The organism is Elusimicrobiota bacterium (assembly GCA_026388095.1).
Classification (GTDB): Bacteria; Elusimicrobiota; Elusimicrobia; order UBA1565; family UBA9628; genus UBA9628.
Window position 1 is genome coordinate 1 of sequence record JAPLKL010000029.1, and the last position, 20,554, is coordinate 20,554.

23 protein-coding genes are annotated in these 20,554 nt (G+C 64.7%); 9 read left to right on the plus strand and 14 right to left on the minus strand.

Annotated elements, in window-relative coordinates; genetic code table 11:
* From NTY77_06960 to NTY77_07000, 9 genes are all read right to left on the minus strand, one after another.
* On the minus strand, positions 1-327 hold a 327-nt coding region (locus NTY77_06960), incomplete at its 3' end, for a CHC2 zinc finger domain-containing protein (GenBank protein MCX5795213.1).
* Between the two features lie 102 nt (positions 328-429).
* Complete coding sequence (gene rpsU, locus NTY77_06965) at positions 430-630, minus strand: 30S ribosomal protein S21 (protein MCX5795214.1); 201 nt, start codon at positions 628-630, stop codon at positions 430-432.
* A gap of 968 nt (positions 631-1,598) precedes the next feature.
* Positions 1,599-1,982: a hypothetical protein gene (locus NTY77_06970; GenBank protein MCX5795215.1), complete on the minus strand. Its 384-nt coding sequence runs from the start codon at positions 1,980-1,982 to the stop codon at positions 1,599-1,601.
* Positions 1,983-1,993: 11 nt separating this feature from the next.
* Positions 1,994-2,461, minus strand: a complete 468-nt coding sequence (locus NTY77_06975) for a hypothetical protein (protein ID MCX5795216.1) — start codon at positions 2,459-2,461, stop codon at positions 1,994-1,996.
* Positions 2,462-3,495: 1,034 nt separating this feature from the next.
* Complete coding sequence (locus tag NTY77_06980) at positions 3,496-4,158, minus strand: hypothetical protein (protein MCX5795217.1); 663 nt, start codon at positions 4,156-4,158, stop codon at positions 3,496-3,498.
* A gap of 6 nt (positions 4,159-4,164) precedes the next feature.
* Positions 4,165-4,398, minus strand: a complete 234-nt coding sequence (locus NTY77_06985) for a hypothetical protein (protein ID MCX5795218.1) — start codon at positions 4,396-4,398, stop codon at positions 4,165-4,167.
* 599 nt (positions 4,399-4,997) lie between these two features.
* The gene (locus NTY77_06990) at positions 4,998-6,608 is read right to left on the minus strand and encodes a phosphoenolpyruvate carboxykinase (protein MCX5795219.1); all 1,611 of its coding nucleotides are present in this window, start codon (positions 6,606-6,608) and stop codon (positions 4,998-5,000) included.
* Between the two features lie 73 nt (positions 6,609-6,681).
* Positions 6,682-6,981, minus strand: coding sequence for a hypothetical protein (locus tag NTY77_06995; protein MCX5795220.1), 300 nt, complete (start codon positions 6,979-6,981; stop codon positions 6,682-6,684).
* Positions 6,982-7,212: 231 nt separating this feature from the next.
* On the minus strand, positions 7,213-7,545 hold the full coding sequence (locus tag NTY77_07000) for a metalloregulator ArsR/SmtB family transcription factor (GenBank protein ID MCX5795221.1): 333 nt from the start codon (positions 7,543-7,545) through the stop codon (positions 7,213-7,215).
* A gap of 120 nt (positions 7,546-7,665) precedes the next feature.
* Here NTY77_07000 and NTY77_07005 point away from each other — a divergent pair, with 120 nt between their 5' ends.
* The 8 genes from NTY77_07005 (at position 7,666) to NTY77_07040 (ending at position 13,531) form a co-directional block, all read left to right on the plus strand.
* Positions 7,666-8,787, plus strand: coding sequence for a cysteine desulfurase family protein (locus NTY77_07005; protein MCX5795222.1), 1,122 nt, complete (start codon positions 7,666-7,668; stop codon positions 8,785-8,787).
* Entirely contained in the window at positions 8,784-9,023 is a 240-nt protein-coding gene (locus NTY77_07010) for a sulfurtransferase TusA family protein (protein ID MCX5795223.1), read from the plus strand. Before NTY77_07005 ends, NTY77_07010 begins: the two co-directional genes overlap by 4 nt.
* A complete protein-coding gene (locus tag NTY77_07015; protein ID MCX5795224.1) occupies positions 9,020-10,045 on the plus strand; it encodes a 7-cyano-7-deazaguanine synthase in 1,026 nt (341 codons plus the stop codon). The genes NTY77_07010 and NTY77_07015 overlap by 4 nt, the downstream gene beginning before the upstream one ends.
* Complete coding sequence (locus tag NTY77_07020) at positions 10,042-10,203, plus strand: DUF5989 family protein (protein ID MCX5795225.1); 162 nt, start codon at positions 10,042-10,044, stop codon at positions 10,201-10,203. The genes NTY77_07015 and NTY77_07020 overlap by 4 nt, the downstream gene beginning before the upstream one ends.
* 16 nt (positions 10,204-10,219) lie before the next feature.
* Positions 10,220-11,914: a hypothetical protein gene (locus NTY77_07025; GenBank protein MCX5795226.1), complete on the plus strand. Its 1,695-nt coding sequence runs from the start codon at positions 10,220-10,222 to the stop codon at positions 11,912-11,914.
* A complete protein-coding gene (locus NTY77_07030) occupies positions 11,907-12,137 on the plus strand; it encodes a hypothetical protein (protein MCX5795227.1) in 231 nt (76 codons plus the stop codon). The genes NTY77_07025 and NTY77_07030 overlap by 8 nt, the downstream gene beginning before the upstream one ends.
* On the plus strand, positions 12,137-12,307 hold the full coding sequence (locus NTY77_07035; protein MCX5795228.1) for a hypothetical protein: 171 nt from the start codon (positions 12,137-12,139) through the stop codon (positions 12,305-12,307). Before NTY77_07030 ends, NTY77_07035 begins: the two co-directional genes overlap by 1 nt.
* 75 nt (positions 12,308-12,382) lie before the next feature.
* Entirely contained in the window at positions 12,383-13,531 is a 1,149-nt protein-coding gene (locus tag NTY77_07040; protein MCX5795229.1) for an AAA family ATPase, read from the plus strand.
* 38 nt (positions 13,532-13,569) lie between these two features.
* On the opposite strand, the gene NTY77_07045 is transcribed toward NTY77_07040, so the two are convergent.
* Entirely contained in the window at positions 13,570-13,947 is a 378-nt protein-coding gene (locus NTY77_07045; protein MCX5795230.1) for a hypothetical protein, read from the minus strand.
* A gap of 56 nt (positions 13,948-14,003) precedes the next feature.
* Here NTY77_07045 and NTY77_07050 point away from each other — a divergent pair, with 56 nt between their 5' ends.
* Complete coding sequence (locus NTY77_07050) at positions 14,004-14,360, plus strand: hypothetical protein (protein ID MCX5795231.1); 357 nt, start codon at positions 14,004-14,006, stop codon at positions 14,358-14,360.
* A gap of 105 nt (positions 14,361-14,465) precedes the next feature.
* On the opposite strand, the gene NTY77_07055 is transcribed toward NTY77_07050, so the two are convergent.
* The 4 genes from NTY77_07055 to NTY77_07070 all read right to left on the minus strand — a co-directional run bounded on the left by NTY77_07055 (position 14,466) and on the right by NTY77_07070 (position 20,554).
* Complete coding sequence (locus NTY77_07055; protein MCX5795232.1) at positions 14,466-16,268, minus strand: OPT/YSL family transporter; 1,803 nt, start codon at positions 16,266-16,268, stop codon at positions 14,466-14,468.
* Positions 16,265-17,734: a hypothetical protein gene (locus NTY77_07060; GenBank protein MCX5795233.1), complete on the minus strand. Its 1,470-nt coding sequence runs from the start codon at positions 17,732-17,734 to the stop codon at positions 16,265-16,267. Before NTY77_07060 ends, NTY77_07055 begins: the two co-directional genes overlap by 4 nt.
* Before the next feature lie 10 nt (positions 17,735-17,744).
* Positions 17,745-18,446 carry a class I SAM-dependent methyltransferase gene (locus NTY77_07065; protein ID MCX5795234.1) on the minus strand — a complete coding sequence of 234 codons (702 nt, stop codon included), beginning with the start codon at positions 18,444-18,446 and terminating at the stop codon, positions 17,745-17,747.
* Positions 18,447-18,691: 245 nt separating this feature from the next.
* Complete coding sequence (locus tag NTY77_07070; protein MCX5795235.1) at positions 18,692-20,554, minus strand: tetratricopeptide repeat protein; 1,863 nt, start codon at positions 20,552-20,554, stop codon at positions 18,692-18,694.

The following is a 20,554-nucleotide window of genomic DNA, read 5'->3' on the forward strand; positions in this document are numbered from 1 at the left end:
GAGCTCCCTGATCTTCAGGCGCTCCTGCTCGGCCGGGCCCAGGGCCTCCTCGCTCTTGACGATCTTCACGCCGGCGCGCCCCGCGAGCTTCTCCGCCGCCTCGGTGAAGCTCAGGGACTCCATCTTCATCAGGAAGGCGAACACGTCGCCGCCGGCGCCGCAGCCGAAGCAGTGGAAGGTCTGCCGTTCGGGCGTCACGATGAACGAGGGGGTGCGCTCCTGATGGAACGGGCAGCGGGCCTTGAAGCTGCGCCCCGCACGCGCCAGCTGCGGGACGTAGTCCTTGACCAGCTCGACGATGTCTACGCGGGAGCGGATGCTTTCCAAGGCGTATTCCGGGATCAATGCCATAAATCAACGCTGCCTACCGCCCGGTCAAGGGCCGGCATGCGGTCGGTTCCGAGTCCTCTCGGAGGAACTCGCAGACGTTCAGGTGCTGCGGCGCCGGCGCCGGGCACGGCTCATCTTACGGCGCGCTTCAGCGGCCTTGAGCTTGCGCTTGACGCTGGGGGAGACGTAGTGCTGGCGCCTCTTGATCTCCCGCAGGATGCCGTTGCGCTCGCATTCGCGTTTGAAACGCCGGAGGGCTTCCTCGACGGCCTCACCCTGACGCAGTTTGACGAAAACCATTTAAGAACTCACCTTCCTGGACCTGCATGGTGCCGCGGTACGACTGTATAATAGGGCCAATTCCCTCAAAGTCGTCTCCGCCAGCCGCTTCTGCGTCTCATAATGGTCCACTACGCATCTGAGGGATTTCTCGCGCATCGCGGGACTGTGCCTTTGCCGCATGACGCTTTTGACCTTGCGCACGTTCGCTATTACGTCCAACGGAAGCCTTTCGCTATCGGGACGCACCGCACTCCGCGGGCACGCGTCCTGACAGGTGCCGCAATGGATGCACTGGTCGGCATGAATCCACGCCTTGATATCCTCCCGTATGGAGATGGCCGTCGCCGGGCATTTCTCGACGCAGGTCGTGCAGCCATCGCAGATTTCTTGTTTGATCCAAGGCATGTATTCTCTCCTTTTGTGCCGAAATCCCCCCTCCCATCCCCAGATCCGAAGTCGACTCTCCATCGGCGACAGCGGATGATAGCAGGGCCCGCACCACTGCGGCACGGGCCCCGTTTATCACCTGGTCAGTGCCTATTTCTTCGGCGGCGTCCCCTGATGGGGTTTCTGCGGCGCGGGCTTCTGGTAGCTCGGCTTCGCCTGGGACTGAGGCTTGGCGGCTGTCGCGCCGGCTGGCTGGGCTGGGGTCGCGACCGGCTTCGCTGGGGGCTGAGGCTTGGCGACTGTCGCGCCGGCTGGCTGAGCTGGGGTCGCGACCGGCTTCGCTGGGGACTGAGGCTTGGCGACTGTCGCGCCAGCTGGCTGGGCTGGGGTCGCGACTGGCTGCGTGACACTGGTGACAAGCCTCATGGGCTTGCCGCAGCACACGGGCAACTGGTTCTGGGGCAACGCGAATGTCTTTTTCGGGTGGTCTTTATTCACGGCGCACACGTAGTCTACTGACATTTGGACATCCTCCTTTCGTCATTTGAACGACATTTCTTCTTCTAATGGAGATCCTTCTGCTCGTTTATTGCCCTTCTTCATTTTGGAGTCAGGAACACATGAATGGTGCGGACGACTTTTCCTTCCATGATGATGCTTATAGGGTCTCCCAACTTGATATCGGCGAGCATGACCTCTTTGTGATTGCTCCCCTTGTCCAGTTGGGTCCCGGCGGACAGCGTGATTTTCTTGGTCTTCCCCGTTTCGGTCTTGACCACTATCTCCCGGTTCGTTGCGTCAACCGAACGCACCGTCCCGAACAGCTTGGTCTTCGTTGCTGTTTTCTGCGCCTGCGTGACGCCTGTAGGTCGCTGAATCGACGCAGACTGGGCTTGAGGACCGCCTGGCTGCTCATGTGCGACCGCGGTTTGAATCATCAGACACAAAAGGCCGGCAGCGGCGACCGCGCTTGACTTCGGCATCTCTGGACCTCCTACTTCACGGGATTGCGACTTTTCGCTGAATGCTCTGTTTGTCCGGACAAGCCAGCCGGCTCGGATGGGGTAGGCGGCGACTGCTCAGGCAAAGGGTGGTACTCCACCTCCAACCGATATTCGACATGGCATCCGCAGACTTCGCGTGATCCCGGGTGGAGCGGCTCCGGGCAAGAGACGCTGTTTTCGCTAAGAGACTGCCGGGATTTTGCGGCCTGTTCGATGACTTCTGAGAAATCAAAACAACCCTTGCCGCACCGTCCCGGGCAGTCCATCCTGGACCGGAGTGATTTGCCAGGAACCATAGTCTGGACAGAATCTTCCAGGACCTCGTTGTGGGCGCCAAAGAACTGAAGATGGAGCTTGAGGTCTTTGATGGATGGGAATCTCGCATCCAGCGTATCGCCAGCAATCTCACGATTGCGGGCAGCCTCGGCCCGCTGGACTTTCTCCTCATTCTTGTTCAAATCTCGAAGCTTCCGGCGTTTACGAAAATGTCGTCTAGCCATAACCCTCCTCGGCATGGTCCAACAACAGGGCTTCTCCCGGCGTGCTGGCTGTGCCTTTTGTCACCTGGGGGATATGAACCCCGCGGCCTTCCCAAAAACGGACTAGTCTATTTCCAGAGTTGCCACCATTGCTTCTCCTTCTGGGGAATCGTAATGCATCCCTCGTGCGTCCATAAAGCTTGGGGATTACTCGCGACGGCCGCAGTCTGCGACGGGCCTTGCGTCAGCGCCATCGGCTTGCCGCAACACACCGGCGTCTGGCTCTGCGGCTGCCCATACAACCTTTTGTGGACCTTCGCCACGGCACATACGTACTCCGGCATTTTGGATCCCTCCTTGTTGCTGTTTAGCTCTTCTGCGTCCCTGTCTTTGGCTGATGGGACGTCGACGGCTTGCCTGCCGGCGCGGCCTGAGGCTTGGCGGTTGTTGAGGTCGACGCTTGGACCGCAGCAGGTTTCACCAGACATCGCGCTAGCACCATGGGCTTGCCGCAACATTGCGGAGGCGGAGTCTGCGGCTTCCCGCAGGACTCAATATGGCCCTTATTCACGGCGCACACATATTCCACTGGCATTTTCATTTCTCCTGTTTGCTGAGAGCCCTTCTTGTCCATGATTACAGATGCCTGATTCTTGCGCAAAACCAAAAGATGGGTTATAACCATGTAGCAAACGAATCGAGCCACGGCTTTCCAATAAGGGTCATGCAACTGAAAGACATGCCTTGATGCGACATCCGCATGCAACGCGGCCATGACGGCAAGGGCCGAAATAATGGCCCCCCAGAGACCCCCGACATACCAAGCCACGAGACTGATTGGGGGGATATATAAACATGAAATAGCCAAGTCAGATCCAATGAAGCCGCCAAGGCCCCGGACCGCCGCTATCCAGACAAGTCCCGATAGCAGAACGTAAAATTGGGGTAGTTCATCCATGAAGCTCTTAAGCCGCCGGATCATGGCGCTTTCTCACCCCAAGGCATGCGGCATTTCATGGTTCCCCCAGCACTTGAAGCACCGTGGTGACGTCCGGGGCGGTTCTTAGCAGGTAGATCATCTTGTCGTTGCACATGGTTCTTCTAGCCCATATTGGGATGTCGTATCCTGGTTCGCGCGTGGACCTCAGGAATAATGCGACGACAAAGATGCGGTTCTCAATGTCCCCCTCTGGCTGAAGGCCGTTTCGGGAAATCCCCAGCGCCATCCGTTGCCCCAGGGATTCTCTGAGCCGATGGTGGAGGAAGGCCAAGCCACGATGGTACTCGACTGCGCGAAGATCGATCCCTTTCTTGAGGCTCTCAGCGATCCTTGCGCTTCTCAGGAAGATGTCGCCGGCGCCGTGCAGAGCCCTGGGCACGAGTTCATCAACGGCGTCCCTCAATGTCGCGGACTTGAGCGGCAGGATGATCGAGTTCGGGCTGAATCTCGGGGCCTGCGTTGATTCTGCATGGGAAACCCGGAATCCATCGTCGCGCATCACATCCGACTGGAACCAATTCCCGCATTGACGGCAGCCGAACTCGGTGCCGCTACTGGACAACCGGGCTAGACCCAATACCTTCCCGCAAACCGGGCAAAGATGCTGATCAGCCGGGCTTTTCAGCTCCGCGTCTTGTGAGGAGGTCCGCTTGTCATTCTTGCCGGGAGCGCTCATGGCAGCTCACTTTGAAGCTCTCGGGGGGAGTATCGCCGCCAGCGTGCCCGCGAGCAGTTTGACTTCGCGCGCGGTATAACCCTGGAGATGCGGTTGCAGCTTCGCGACTCGCTCGAGCCTTACCAAAGAAACTTCCTTGATGCCCAACACGCCGCAGACTTCTTTTTTTGTCATGATGACGGTTTGCGCTTTGTCGGACTCCTTGATGCTCGGCGACTGCTTGGCTTCCTTGTCGGCCATCGCGATATCCTCCGATTCGCAGTTTGAACTCACTCTTCCCATTCCCACCTTATCCTCTATCCCACCCGAAAGGCGTGAAGGCGGGTGGATAATCCCCTTCCATAGTCCTGGATAGTTTGCCGGAGCAAGGGATTGCCGGGATGCAGCGCCAGCACCTTGTTCCAATACTCCAAGGCCTTGCTCTCTTGGCCCATGTCCCAAAGCGCTTTCCCTATCTCAACAAGGCTCGCAACGTCCTGGGGATGGGTTTGAAGCCTCTCATCGCACAAAGCGAGAAATCGCCTGATTTTCTCCCGGTGAGTCTCCCGTGCGGGAGTAACGGGCGGCGCGCTGTTCTCCACAACTAATTCGACGGGCATTTCATTCTCTCATGAATTCTGCCTCAACGGTGTGAATCAGCCTCTTGGCCACCTCATGCCTGGGATCGACCTCCAAGATGGAGTGCCAGACTGCCAAGGCGGCTGGATAATCCTGGCATAGCCGGTACGCCATGCCGAGGGTGACTCGCGCTTCCAGGTCCTTGGGATTCGCCCTGATTCGATCCCGGTATTTCTGGGCCATGGAGGACCATGTGGACTGAGACGATTTCTTGTAGGCGTTCATATCGCGTTGCGGACTTCCGGCTTCAGGCCGGGGAATCGCGTCAGCCATGCGCGCCGTTCCTCCCGGAGGTCTCTGACCAATCCGACATAGACGCTCGGAGTGTAATGCCGCGAAGGTGTATATGCCTTCCATAGGGGAATGCCCGGCACCTCTATCGGCACTTCATATTCCCAATTCCGGTCGAGGCGCCAGCCTGCCTGCGGCCTGGATTTTTGACGGACCACGAACGACAGGAGATGGGTGGAAACGTTCTTGGTGATCTTCAGGTTGAAGGCGGCGTCCGTGGTCAAATCCGCCCCTTTGCCGATACTCCCGGTATTGAGGAGGTAGACTTCGGTCCCCGGGCTCGATTTGAGCAGTTCCAGAAGTCTGTTGCCCTCATCTTCTTCCGGCCCGATGACAAGCGGATTGAAACCAACCTGATGTTTGGTGGGGCCTTGGAATCCGGAGTCGCCACCGGCGGCCCCTGCGGATTCGCCGAGCATGAAGTAGGCTGCGGCCTGCTCCGGCGTGAGCCTGGCTAGGGGCGGCATGATCGTCTCGTGACGAGTGATGAGTATCAACTTGTGGACGCGAGCCAGATCGATGGAGTCGCCGGTGTTGGGGATGCGTGAACGTAGAGCCACGGCGCGGCCATCGGCCGAACTCGTGGCTCCCGCGAATCGGATTTTGCCTGCCGGACCGACCGGGACATTCTCGAAAATGGAACTGGGAGAGATGAGCGCATCAAAGAGGCCCGGCTGGTCATCCCGCGTCAATCCATTGGTCCTAACATAGAAATTGTCCTCCGTCCCGTATGCCTTCCCATCGGGAGACCATAGGACGATGTCGTCTTGGAGCACGGTGACGCTTTCCGGAGGAACCAGGCGGTGGTCTTCCATCGTCAAGGTCGTCTTGCCGGTCCCGGGAAGCCCCACGAGGAGCATCCCGCATTCATGGATATTGCTGTCGTCCCTCACCCATATCGTTTTCGAACCCGCATGCAGCCCGAGCCCTCCGAGGCGCTTGACTCTATGCATCGCTTGGCGGAAGAAGGATGTGCGGGCTTCCTCCGCGCAATCGGTGCCGAGGACATAGGAAATCCCGGCCTCGGGATGGACGAGGTTCAGGCGTTCGGGGATGTGGCCGCATTTGGCTTCGCCATCCAGCCAGTCCGGGAAGAAAACCGTCAGAAGATCCGGCGCATAGCGCGGGTCCCGGCGCGATGGATCGGCCGGGAAAAGCAGTTTGGACCACATCCATGCGATTCGCGCAAAGGCGCGCGGGACGAGCAATCGACAATGGAAGGTGTTCCCCGGGGAGGCACCCATGATCCTGTCCATGCTGATCCATTGGATGCTCGGCATTCGCGCCGCCACTCTCTGCAACACTTCATGGAGAAGCTGAGGCGGAAGTTCCCTCTGGGAGCGGCCCAATCTGACTCCCGCTCCAGCCAAATATACGCTGCTGGCGGTCCCACTGGCGCCCATCCGCGTGGAGAAAGCCGGAGCCCCGAAATCCGTCATCCGCGCATCAGCGACGGCGAATGAGCGGAGTTCCGCTTCGGCGGGGTTGTTGAGGGTGCCCAAGTCCGGGAAGGTCTTGGCCCAAGGAAATCCAGCCCACATTCTCGGCATGAGAGTTCCTTTATCCATGCTTCCCTCCGAATGACGGCTTTCCGGAATCGCCCCTATGGTCAGTTCATGTGCCGGGACGCTGCGACGGATCAACTCCAAAATGCATGCCCAACCCGGCGCCGGCCACGATCTCCCTGAAGCGCCTGTGCGCGCTTTCCGGATTGTTGTTCATGCCGTCCACCTCGACGCAAAATAGATCGCTCTTCGAGTTGGCTCTCGTAAGCCCCTTGACGTTCTTGAGTCTCGGGATGAGGCGTCGCTGAACACGCACCCCGAAGTACCTGGATGTGATACGGCGTACTTCCACAATCCCAGGTCCAAAATCGAGGGCCTTGTCCGTCCCGTTGCTCATCGCGGCATTCATGGTGTCGTCTTCTGGCCTGTGGTCGCCGGCATCAGAGGCTGGCCGACTGCCTGATCCGCCGGCGTCGCGGAGGGAGCCGCCGGCCCCTCGGCCTTCTTGCAGCCTGACAGGCCTACCATGATTGCGGCTAACGCCATACCCAATCCCATTGCTTTGTCCATTCGAGCCTCCCTGTTGCTCATATGCTTATATGCCCAGATAGTCATATAAAAGGTCAAAAAAAAGCATCGCCTATACTTGGCCGAGATGAGCCAATACGCCCTGGCTCTCCTTTAATTTCTTCCGCAATATCTCAGCGATGGGTCTCAAGACGTGAAAAATGTCGCTGTCGCGTACAGAGTAAAAAACAGTCGCCTTTTCCTGCCGGGAAGAGACTATCCCTGCCAACCGAAGTATGGACAAATGCTTTGACAGGCCTGACTGCTCGACCCCGATCGCTTTGACCATCTCCCCGACCGAGGCTTCTTTGTTCTTAAGGTACTCGATGATCTGCAGCCGGAGGGGGTGAGCTAAGGACTTCAGGAAGTCCGCCTTAATCTTAAAAACGAGATCTTTGTCAGCCATATGGCAGGTTGCTTATATGACCATTATAGCATATCCTGCAGATTCTTGGCTGCTGCCTCCACAGACCGCGTATGGAGAACCGGGGGCGACAAGATACGAACTTTGTTATCATATCATCGGATGGAGATCTACCTCGACAACGCCGCCACCACCAGGCCCTGCCCGGCCGCGCTGCGGGCCATGGATGACTGCGCCCGCCGCTGCTACGGCAACCCCGCCTCCTGGCATCGCCGCGGCGTGGAGGCGGCCAAGGCCGTGGAGCGGGCCCGCGGCACTTTGGCCCGGGCCCTGGGCTCCCAGCCCGACGAGATCGTCTTCACCTCGGGCGGCACGGAGGCCAACAACCTCGCGCTCAAGGGCGTCGCCTGGACCCTGGGCCGCAGCCGCAGGCAGATCCTGGTCTCGGCCGTGGAGCATCCCAGCGTCAGCGCCGCGGCCAAGGCCCTGGCCCGCTGGGGCTGGACCGTCACCGTTCTGCCGGTGGACGCGAAGGGCTTCGTGGCCCCCTCCCGGGTCGCGGCCGCGCTGACCGCGCGGACGGCCCTGGTCAGCGTCATGCACGCCAACCACGAGATCGGCACCATCGAGCCCGTAGCCGAGATCGGCCGGCTCTGCCGCAAGCGGGGAGTTCTTTTCCACACCGACGCCTGCCAGAGCTTCTGCAAGGAGCCGCTGGACCTGCGGCGTTTGCCGATAGACCTGCTGAGCGTCAACGGCCACAAGGTCCACGGGCCCAAGGGCGTAGGCGCCCTCTACGTGCGCCGCGGCCTGCGCCTGGCCCCGCTCCTCGACGGCGGCGGGCAGGAGGGCGGCCTGCGCTCCGGCACCCTCAACACACCGGCCATCGCGGGCTTCGCGGCCGCGGTCGAGGACTTCCCCGCGGCTGCCCCGGCCGAGATGCGCCGCCTGCGCGACCGGCTGCTGGCGGGCCTGCTCCGGGGCGCTGCCGGCCTGCGGCTCAACGGCCCGGCACAAGGGCGCCTGTGCGGCAACCTGAGCGTCACCTTGCCCGCCACCGAGGTCAAGCCCCTTTTGCAGAGGCTCAGCGCGGCCGGCGTCTTCGCATCGGCCGGAGCGGCCTGCCACTCGGCCCAGACCGCGCCCAGCCCCGTGCTGCGCGCCATCGGGCTCACGCCGCGGCAGGCCGGCCGCACATTGCGCCTGAGCCTGGGCCGCTACACCACCCGCGCCCAGGTCGACGCCGCGGTCCGCATCATCTCGCGCCTCATCGGCCGGCCATGAGCAAGGCCGCCCAGACTGTGGACCTCACCGGAGTGCCCTGCCCGGCCAACGCCGCCCGGGCCCTCATCAGCCTCGAAGGACTCCCCGCCGGGTCGCTCCTGGGCATCCGCCTCGACGACGGCGAGCCCATCGCCAACGTCCCCCCCGCTTTGGCGGAGCAGGGGCATGAGGTCGTCGAGAAGGTCCGGGACGGCGCCGGTTGGCGGCTGCTGGTGCGCAAGGGGGACGCGCCGTGAGCGGGCCCCGGCTCTGCCGCCGCTGCGTGCTGCCCGACGCCCCGCCCGAGATCGCTCTCGACGGCGAGGGCATCTGCAATCTGTGCCGCGAGCATGAGCGGCAGCCCCCGGCCGACCCCCGGGGGCAGCTGCTGGAGAGCGATTTCGTCAGGATCCTCGAGCAGCACCGCGGCAAGCACGAGTTCGACTGCCTGGTCATGTGCAGCGGCGGCAAGGACAGCACCGCCTCTCTCTACTACGCGGTCCGCCGCTACAAGCTCAAGGTCCTGGCCTTCACCTTCGACCACGGCTTCGAGACCGAGGACGCGCTGGCCAACGTGCGCCGGGCCGTGGAGAAGCTCGACGTGCCCTTCCTCACCTACCGCTCCACCTTCATGCACGACATGTTCGGCCGCATCATCAAGACCGGCTCGCCCGCGGTCATCTGCCACGTCTGCGCCATCTGGTACATGCGCCTGACCTACGCGATGGCCGCGCGCTTCGACACGCCGCTCATCATCGCGGGCTGGACCAAGGGCCAGATGACGCGCCAGCCGGTCCTGACCAAATGCGCCTGCAACGCCGCGGGCCCGGAGTATGCCCGCATGGGCAAGGCCACCGCCGATTTCCTGGCCGGGCTGAAGGGCGACCCCAAGTACGGGGACTTCCCGTCCAGCATCGAGAGCGTGGTGGCGGCGGCGGCGAAGAAGCACAAGTGCCTGGTCCTCTCCCCGCACTGGTTCCTGCCTTACGACGTGGAGGAATACGTGGCCCTCATCCAAGGTGAGCTGGGCTGGCAGTATCCCAAGCTCAGCTATCCCGCCAAGACCACCAACTGCGCCCTCAACTTCCTCTCCGTGCACTGGGCGCTCAAGCACTACGGCTACACCCACTACCACGTGGAGATGAGCAAGCTCATACGCGAGGGGCTGCTCACGCGCGCCGAGGCCCTGGAGCAGCTGCGCGCGGACTTCGACCCGGAATTGCTGGAGCGCGTCGCGCGCCAGCTCGGCTGCGGCATCAAGGACCAGGAGGCGGCATGACAAAACTCGTCCTCATCCTGAAGGAATGCGTCCACCTCATCCGGCGGCACAAGCTCTACTTCCTCATGCCCATGCTCATCCTGCTGGCCCTGCTCGGGCTCCTGATCTTCCAGCTCGGGCCCACGGTGGTCATCTCATTCATCTACGCCGGGATATGAGGCGACCGTCCTGACCATGCCCAGCCGGGTCCTCGGCCTCTCAGCCCACTACCACGACGCCGCGGCCTGCCTCATGCAGGAGGGGCGCCTGACGGCCGCGGCCCATGAGGAGCGCTTCACCCGCCGCAAGAGCGACGCGGAGCTCCCCCTGCGCGCGCTCAACTACTGCCTGCAGGAGGGCGGCATAACGGCCCCGGACCTCGACGCCGCGGTCTTCTACGAGAAGCCCTTCCTCAAGTTCGCGCGCGTGCTCATCGGACATCTGCGCTCATTCCCGCGCTCCTACCCCAGCTTCCGGCGCTCCTTGCCGCACTGGCTCCAGGACCGCCTCTCCTTGCCCCTGACGCTCAAGAACGAGCTCGGCTTCAGCGGCCGGACCTATTTCGTCAAGCATCATCTCGCCCACGCGGCCTCGGCCTTCCTGCCCTCCGGCTTCGAGGAAGCGGCCATCCTCACCGCGGACGCGGTCGGGGAATGGGCCACGCTGACCCGAGGCCGGGGCAGCGGCAGCCGCATCCGCGTCGAAAGCGAGATCCGCTTCCCGGACTCTCTGGGCCTGCTCTACACCGCGGTCACGACCTTCCTGGGCTTCGCGGCGCAGGAGGGCGAGGGCACGGTCATGGGCCTGGCCGCCTATGGCAAGCCCGTGCACCTCGACCGCTTCCGGGCCGTGGCCGCGGCCCGGCCGGACGGCAGCTTCACCTTGGACCAGTCCTATTTCGACTTCTACGGCGACGAACGGATGTACACGCCGCGCTTCGTCGAGGCCTTCGGCCAGCCCTACGCGCCCAAGGCGGAGATGGACCAGCGCGCCTGCGACATCGCGGCCAGCCTGCAGGCCCGGACCGAGGAGATCCTGCTGGCCCTGGCGCGCGACCTGCGCCAGCGCACCAAGCTGGACGACCTCTGTCTGGGCGGCGGCGTCTTCCTCAATTGCGTGGCCAACCAGAGGCTGCTGGAGGAGTCCGGGTTCAAGCGCATCTTCGTGCAGCCCGCGGCCGGCGACGCCGGCGGGGCCATGGGCGCCGCGGCTTTCGTGAGCCACTGCCTCTGGGGCCTGCCCCGCACCGGGCCCATGAGCCCCTACCTGGGGCCGGCCTTCCCCGCTTCGCGCTGCCGCCGCGCCCTGGCCGCCGCGGGCTTGTCCTTCCGGGAGCTGCCCGAAGATGAGCTCTGCCGGGAGACGGCCAAGATGCTCACCGAGGGCCTGGTGGTGGGCTGGGTGCAGGGGCGCATGGAAGTGGGCCCGCGCGCTTTGGGCAACCGCACGATCCTGGGCGACCCGCGCAACCCGCAGACGAAGCGTTTCCTCAACGACCGCGTCAAGCACCGGGAGGAGTTCCGGCCCTTCGCCCCGGCCGTGCTCGCGGAGGCGGCCTCCGAATACTTCGAACTGGACGGGCCTTCTCCTTTCATGCTGCTGGCGCCCAGGGTCCGGCCGCAGCGGCGCGCCGCCATCCCAGCCGTGACCCACGAGGACGGCACGGCCCGCGTGCAGACCGTGACCGAGGCGGACAACCCGCGCTTCTACCGCCTCATCCGGGCCTTCCGGGACCTGACCGGCGTGCCCATGGTGGTCAACACCTCCTTCAACCGCCGCGGCGAACCCATCGTGTGCACGCCCGAGGACGCGGTGGCCGCGTTCAAGGACACTCAGATGGACGCTTTGGTCGTAGGCGACTTCGTGGTCCGGCGTGAGGCCCATGCTTGAGAGGCTGAAGGCTTTCCACAGGCGGTTGGCGGCCGCGGTGCAGGCGGTGCTTCTGCCCGCGGGCCTGTTCACGGCCTATTACCTGGGCCTGGGCCTGACCTGGCTTCTGGTCCGGCTGCTCAAGCCGGGCCTGCTGCGCGGCCCGCGGCCCCCGGCCGGAACCTTCTGGGAAGAGGCTCGGGACTACGAGCCGGACGAGACGGATTGCCTGCGCCAATCCTGATGCGTGGGCGGAGGCCCGGCCAGAACACCACGGAGTACTTCCTGCTCTTGTGCTCCATGCTGGTCGTCTTCGGCCTGGTGGGAAGCTTCCTCAAGAGCTACATCCCCAAGCTCATGGACCACGCCTTCGAGCTCATCCTCGACGCGGCGCTCAACCTGGCCCTGCCTTAGGAGAAGAGGCTGCCGGACTCGGTTCTCAAACTGGGGATAATCGTACTTTACATATAATCTGCTTATTTGTAAAGTATGATTATGATAAAAAGACCATTCTGGATAGAGCGCATAAACTCAGCCTGGGAAAAAGCCCCGATAGTATGGCTGTCCGGGGTGCGGCGCTGCGGCAAAACCACGCTGGCCGGCATGTTAGGCGGCACGGAGTCTCTTTTCCTGAACTGCGATCTTCCCGCAACGGAAGAGATGGTAAAAGACCCCGAATTCTTTTTCCGCCACTGCGACAAACCGCTGGTCATCTTTGACGAAATACACCGGCTCAAAGACCCCAGCCGCCTGCTTAAGATAGGAGCCGACATGTTCCACGGCATTAGGATGCTTGCGACAGGCTCCTCAACGCTTGCGGCCGGAAAAAAGTTCAAAGACACGCTGGCCGGCAGGAAGCGCCAAGTCCACCTTGCCCCGGTGCTTCACACCGAACTGGAACTCTTTAATAGAACCCCGTTGCAGAAACGCCTGTTTCACGGCGGCCTCCCCCCCGCCCTGCTGTCGCCTAAAAAAGATCCATCATTCTACCGTGAATGGGCGGATTCGTTCTTTTCACGCGACATACAGAGACTCTTCGGCCTGCGGGACTACACCAAATTCAACCTGCTGTTTGAATACCTGATGCGGCAAAGCGGAGGAATCTTTGAGGCCTCAAAAGCCGCCTCTGCCCTGGGCGTCAGCCGTCCTACGGTGGAGACGCACCTCGCCGCCATGGAAACCACCGGCGCCATGACGATACTGCGTCCATTTTTCGGCGGCGGGCGAAAAGAGCTGGTCAAAGCCCCGAAAATTTATGGATTCGACACCGGCTTCGTAAGCTTTTTCAGAGGCTGGGAGCCTCTGCGCCAGGCCGATTACGGCACACTGTGGGAACACGCCGCGCTGGAATGGTTGGCTGCGCAGAACCCTGACAGCAAATTATCGTATTGGCGTGATACCGCCGGCCGCGAACTGGATTTTGTAATCCCCAGAAGCCGTGACGCCGTAGACGTATTTGAATGCAAATGGAGCCCCGAAGAGTTCTCTCCCGACGCGCTCAAGATATTCCGGTCCGCCTATCCAAAAGGCGAGAACTATCTGCTCTGCCCGGTCACAACACCGTATAAAAAAGGCTTCGGCCGGCTGACACTTACCATAACCGGCGCTCCGGACGCCTTCAGGCGCAGGGTTGGCTAGGCCGAGGATACCCGAAACACCCGCCTAGGCGTTGCCCATCAGGCAATGCCCGGAGGCGAGGCCTGCGGTCGGCGCAGCGCCGCGGCGAGCGCGGCCAGAAGCTCGTCCGGCCTGTCCGACCTGCGCACCACGCAATCGGCCCCGCTCTGCAGCCCCAGCGCCTCCTCGCTCCGGCATGCGCAGAGCATCACCACCGGGATGCGGCACAAGGCGGGCGACGCGCGCAGCCTGCGGCAGAGCTCCGGGTCGCCGTCGAGCAGGAAGCAGTCAGGCGGCTGGCTCTGCGCCAGGACCAGGGCCTCGGCGCCGCTGCCCGCCAAGCGCAGGTTGCGGTAGCCCGCGGCCTCCAGCCAGAGCTTGACCAAGCCCGCCCGGGCCGGCTCGCCGCACACGATGAGGATGCTCTCTTCGGCCATAGCCGCCTCAGATTATATATGATGGGGGCTGCGTCGGAAATCAGGAGGGACATAGCATGGCCTGCAAGAAATCAGACCGCAAGCCCGACCTCAAGAGCGAGCTCGGCGTGCTCGCCGAGCAGATCAGCGACGCCATCAAGAGCGCGGCGCGCAGCCGCGAGGTCTCGGACATCCGCTCCGAGATCAAGGGCAGCGTGCGCTCGGTCAGCGAGCGCGTGGCCAAGGCCGTCAAGACGGCGGCCGAGAGCCAGGCCCTGGAGGACATCAAGGGCCAGACCAAGAAGGTCGTGTCCTTGAGCAAGCAGGAAGGCCTCAAGGCCACCAAGAACCTGCGCCGCAACCTCTGCGCCGGCCTCGACGCCGCGGGCGAGGAGCTGCAGCGCCTCGCCGAGAAGCTCAGAAAGCAGAGCTGAGCGGGCTGGCCGCGATCCGTTCTCCGGGCGGGCGAGGCAGGCGATGCCTGCCTTGCCCGCAACCGCCCCCCGCGCAGCGGGGCGGCAGAACCCGCTCCAGCCAGCCTAGTGCATGAACCCGAGCACGATGAGCACCGCCAGCAGCACGCCGATGAGGCTCTCGCCCGCGATGAAGCCCGAACTCACCGGCACCACGGCCTTGTCCGCGAGCTCCGGATGCTTGCGCTCCAGCAGGAGCGCGATCAACGAGCCCGCGAACATCGAGATGGTGTTGTTGGCCGGCGTGGTGAAGGCCAGGCCCAGCCCGGTCGCCGAAGGGATGTAGGCCCGGTATTTGGGCAGCCACTTCTCCAGGAGCACCAGGACTATGCCCAAGGCCCCGCCGATGAAGAGCGCCCACTGCGCCGTGGGGTGCAAAGTGTGGAAGCCCTTGGCCATGAGCTCGGCCACGCCCTTCCAGGTCTGCGCCCCGGGGGCCGGCCACTTGTCCGTGCCCAGCACATCGGCCGTGGGGATGAGCAGGCGGTAGGCCGGCACCACGAAGCAGGAGCCGGCCATGACCCCGAAGAACTGGGCCCAAAACTGGTGCTTAGGGTCGGCCTTGAGCAGCCAGCCGCACTTGAGGACGGTCAGCATGTCCGCCGCGTGCAGGCCGACGCCGCCGGTCACGTTGGCGGTCATGAGGTTGGTGGTGACGTTGCCGGGGTCGAGCACGCCGAAGGTGATCTGCGTGATCTTGCCCAGGGCCCCCGTAGGAGTGGTGTCCGTCTCGCCGGTGGCGCGGCAGGCCACGATGGCGATGAAGAAGCCCAGCACCACGGAGAGCAGCCCCATCCACCACTTGATGCCGAAGATGAACCACTCCAGGAACATCACGACCGGCGTCAACAAGACCATGCCGATGACGAACCAGAGCATGGGGACCTCGCCGTGCTCGTCGACGACCTGTCCCCGGAAAGCCTTGACCACGCTCTCGACCGCGCGCAGCACCGTCTTCCACTGGAAGGCGAAGGCGGTCAGGCCGCAGGTCAGGATCATGGCCGAGCCGAACCACACGCTCCAGGCCACGATGTACTTGTAGCCCAGCCGGTGGTCGATGACCCCCCCGGCGTAGAGCCAGGGGGCCAGCACGCCGTAATTGATCAGCGCGCCCAGCAGCATGCTCCAGGCCGCGCGGAAGCCCATGATGGCGCCCGCGCCCACCATGATGAGACTGCCTTCGAAGGAGAGCGTGTAGTCCACCAGCGGCCGCCCGGCCAAGGTCACCCCCGGGATCTTCAGCTTCTCGGGCAGGTTCCTCAGCCAGGAGAAGTGAGCGTCGCGCCAGAAGGCGACCACCGCGCCGGCCACCCCGCCCCAGGCCAGGAGGTTGGCCTTGCCCTTGCCGCCCTTGCCCTCGGCGCCGTGCAGGGCGCGCAAAGTCTCGGCCGTGGCGATGCCCGTGGGGAAGCGCAGCTGTTCGATGTTGATCATCTGGGCCTTCATGGGGATGGACATGACCAGCCCCATCATGCCGATGGCCGTGATCCAGAAGAACATCTGCCAGCCGCCCATGCCCATCCTGAAGCTCTCGTTGATCATCATCAAGGCCGGGATGGCGGCGACGGTCCCGCCCCCGGTCATGTAGCCGGCCGCGCTGGCCGTGGACTGCATGATGTTGTTCTCGAGCATGCCGAAGTGCCTGCGCACGAGCTTGAGCCGGAAAAAGACCGCGAAGAGCGCGAAGGCCAGGATGGCCGAAGTGATGGAGACGCCGATGGACCAGCCGGTCTTGAGGGCCACGTAGAGGTTGGACAGGCTCATGAAGCCGCCCAGGAACATGCCCGCGACCACGGCGCGCACGGTCAGTTGCGGCTCGCGCTCCGGATGTCCGGGCGGGGAGTGGGGATGCGGGGGATGCTCGGTCATGGCTTGGCTCCTCCTGAGACGATGAGTGAGACCTCGGCGCTGGGCCGCCGCGCCGAGAGGCTGATGTCCCCGCGATGGCCGCGCACGGCCACGGCCTCCCGGCGCGCCGGCAGCTCGGCGGCGGGCGCCGAAAGGGACAGATAGTAGTCGCCGGCGGAGAGCCCCGAGAACCGGAAGCGCCCGCCGTCGGCCCAGGCCGAGGCCACGAGGCGCTCCGGGCCCAAAGCGTACGGCTCCTCAAGGCCGCGTCGCGCGTAGAGGGCCACGCGCGCCCGGCGCAGGCCGCGGATGCTGCCGCGGATGGCTCCCGGCCGCAAGGCGCCGGCGACCGGAAGCGGCGCGGCCAGGCCGGGGGCGAGGCCCAAGGCCTCGCCCGCCCGGGCGTTCCAAGCCGCGGCCGGCCCCGCCAGGCCCAGGTGCGCATAGGCCTGGGCCAGCAGAAGAGCCGCCCGCCCCCCGATGCGCCAGCGGCGCTCGTCGGCCAAAGAGTCGAGGAGCCCCGCGGACAGCGCGTCAGGCGGCGCCGCGGCCAGATGCCGGGTCAAAATGAACCAGGCCAAGGCATCCCCGCCGCGCTCCGCGGCCCAGAGACTGCTGCGCAGGCGGCCCACATCCTGGCGCCGCGCATAGCCTTCCCAGAGCAGCCGCCGCGCCTGACCGCCCCAGACCGATAGCGGCCGCTGCGCGAGCCAGCCCTCCAGGCGCCGCAGGCTGGGTCCGGAGAGGTCGGCCGTCCCCGCGATCCCCGTCGCGGCGTCATAGACCTCGAAATCGGCTCGCCCCTGCGGCGCGGTCAGGATCAAGACCGTCTCCCGGCCGGAGGGCTCGCGCGGGATGCCCGCGGCCTGGGCCAGGCTTCGGGCGCCCGCGTCGCACCGGGCCGCGGCCCAGACGTGGAGTCCGAGGGCCGGGGCGAGGAAGGCCGCGGCGCAGCCCGCCGAGCGCCACAGTTCCCCCCATCCGCGTCCGGCCGCGGCGCGCCCCAGCGCGAAGAGCGCCGCGCTCAGGAAAAAGACCAGCCAGACCACGCCCAGCGCGGCCAGGATCGGCTCGCGCAGGTCCGCGCCTCCCGGCGCGAACCAGGCGTTGAGGAGGAGGTCGAACCAGACGGCAGAGGCGAAGCGGGCCGCCCAAAGCAGGCCCCCGGCGCCGGCCAGAAGCCCGAGCACCGCGGGTGCAGATTTGAGCCGGTCCCGATTGCGCCGCCAGTCGAGCGCCAGCCATAACCGCCGGGCGACCAAAAAGAAGGCCGCGGCGAGCAAGAGCAGGGCCGCGACCGAGAAAAGCCGGCCGGCCGGCCCCCCCGCCGCGGCCAGGGCCAGGCGGTACAAGGCCCAGCCGGGCCGGCGCGGCACCACGTAGTCCGCGGCGGCGGGCAGGCGGTCCAGGAATGTGAAGGCCCACAGACCCAAAGCGGCGAGGATGGCGGGCGGGGCGGCGTCGGCGAGCGGCCGCTCTGGTCGCATTCCGGCGGTCTCAGCGTCCCTTGCTGCGGCCCTTGATGCGGATGGCCGAAACCAACCCTTCGCCTTTGGGCGGACGGGGAGGCGCGTCGGCCGGCCGCGCCGCCAGCACGACCATGCGCGGACTGTCCAACCCGTAGGGCTCGCCCTCGTAGCCGCCCCAGACATTGAGGAAGGTCAGGCCGGCGCGGTCCAGCAGGCTCTTGACCTCGGTCAGGGTGTAGACCCGCAGGCTGGCATGTGGTCCGATGAGCCGGCCGGTGCCCAGGTCGAAGGAGGCGCGCTCCGGTTCGAAATGGCGCATGAGCCGTTCCTTATTGGGCATGTCGAGCAGGAGCCTCCCGCCGCTCTTCAAGCCCTTGCGGATCCCTTCCAGGACCCTGAGATGGTCGCGGTCGTTGGGCAGATAGCCGAGGGAAGAGTGGAGGTTGACCGCCACGTCGAACTCGCCGCGGTAGGAGATCTGGCGGATGTCGGTATGGAGGAAATGAACGTTGAGCCTCTCCTGGCGGGCCGCGGCGCGGGCCTCGGCCAGCGGCTCCTCCTGGGAATCGATGCCCAGCACGCGATGGCCCCGCCGGGCCAGCTCCAGAGTCTGGCGGCCGGTGCCGCAGGAAAGGTCGAGGACCCGGGAGCGGGGCTCCAGGCTGATGTAACGCTCCACCCCGTCGACCTGGCTCTGGACCTGCTGGGCCGCGCGTGGCTGGCGTTGCACGGTGCCATTCTACCACAAAGGCGGCCGCGTCGGGCCATAGGCCCTTTGGCCTAGACGCCGCTTCCCCTCATGGCCCTGAGGTCTCTCAAGGGCGCGGACTATACTGAATATGAAGGTCGTCGCCCTCCTACCCGGACGCGGATGCAGCAAGGGCGGACGGGATCCCGGGCGGCGCCCTCGCCGAAGAGGACGCCCCTCCAAGGCATTCGACGAGAGTCCGCCTCGTGTCCCAGGGAGGCGGACTCTTATTCCGCCATGAACGGGTGCTGTTTGAGAAGCCTCGCGCGGCTGGAAGCGATGCTATCGAGATAAGGCGATGGCCGGCCGTCGCGGAGGCTGAGGGCTCGGGCGCACTCCCAAGCTTGAGAATACTTCGCCAGGGCTTGCCGCCATCGGCCTTGCCGCTCGAGCAAGACCGCCCAATTGAGCCAAGGCCGGGGATTACGCGGGTCGATTCGTGAGGCTTGCTGAAAGTCCTTGAGAGCGGCGGAAGGCTCCTGAAGCAGGCTCTGCGCTATCCCGCGGTCCGTGAGCAGGTCCGCGTCGGAAAGAAAATGACCGGCCAGGATGTCCAGCAGGAGGAAGGATTCTTTCAAAGCGCCTTGGCTTTGCAGCCGGAGCGCCTCCCGATGGACCAGGTCGGGCGCGCATCTGGCGGCCTCAGCGAAGTTAATGCGGGCTCGCTGCGAGTCTCCCGCGCGCAGATCCAAGAGCCCTAGTTCAACCTCGAGCTTGGCCTCGAATTGCCCGCCTCGTGCCGAGGCCCGCAGGCTCAAAGCCAGGGCCTTTTCGAGCTTCTGCCGGGACAGCGGAGCCTGCCGCTCGGCGCAATGCCACAAGGACAGCCGGGACTCGGGCAAAGCGCAAGGGCGCCAGGACAAAGCGACTTCGCGAGCCAGGCAGGCGACGCTCAAGACATAGAGCGAAGCCAGGGCGGCCAGGGCCGGCCAGAGGACAGTCCGCGGCCGCGGGGCCGGCACGGCAGCGGCCAAGGCTGGAAAGAACCTCTCCGCCAGCGCGGCGATGGGGAGCGCCGCCAGCACGGCCAGCAGGGGCAAGAGCGGGTCGAAATAGCGCGGCTCAAAGGACATGGGCGCATGGATGAGGAAGAAATAACCGCAGAGCAAGGCCAAAGCGCGGGCCCCGGCTTCGGCACGGCAGCGGATGAACCCCATTACCGCCAGCAGGACGAGCGCCCAATGCAGCCCGAGGGCCTGGAGCAGCCGCAGGGCGCACGAGGCCAGATAGCCTGCTGGCGCGGCAGCGATGCCGCGCAGGGCCGAGGAGCGCAGCTCGGCCGGGTCCTCCGACAGGCCCCAACTGAGGGCCAGCCCCCCATCCCCCCCATCGACATGACTGACGACGCCCTGGCTCGCCCGGTAGAGGTTGCGGACCTGGGCTTGGTCCTCGAAAGGGATGAAGCGATGGAATTGATAGGCATTGCGGCCGACCCAGGGCAGCAGGAAGAGATAGGATAGGCCGAGGATCAGCCACAGGGAACCCCGGGCAGGCGCGGCCGTGCCCAGACGGCGCCGGAGCCCCAGAAAGAGCGCGGGAGGGAATAGGAACAGCACCGACCGGCACAAGAGGCTGACCGCGACGGCAAAGCCTAGGAGCCAGGAGCGGGCCGGGGTCGGCCGCCTCGCCCAGCTCATGAGGACGGCGGCGACGAGCAGGAGCACCAGGCCGTAGAAGCCCTCGATATGTTCGCCCTGCGGGCTCCGGATCAGCGCGGGATGAAACGCCACGATCGCGGCGGAACAGAGGCCGGCCAAGGGCGACAGCGCTTCCATGGCCAGCCAACCGGCGAGCGGGATCTCGAGAGATCCCAGAGCCGCCTCGCATCGGGGGCCGCGGGGCCGCGCAGCGGGGATGTAGGTCTCCACGATGGAGAGGAACGCCGGGTAGGCGATGCCCCGGAAGGCCGAGGGCTGGCCGCGCAAGCCATGCACTCCCCATTCCCGCAGACTCAGCCCCGCCTCATAATAGTCCGGGCGGCTGGCAGCCCGGAGCTTGGCCGGCGAATCGATGCGGCCGGCGCTCTGGAAGCGGAGCCAGGCTCCGGCCAGGGAAATGAGGAGAAGCAGCAATGAGAACGATCGCCGCAC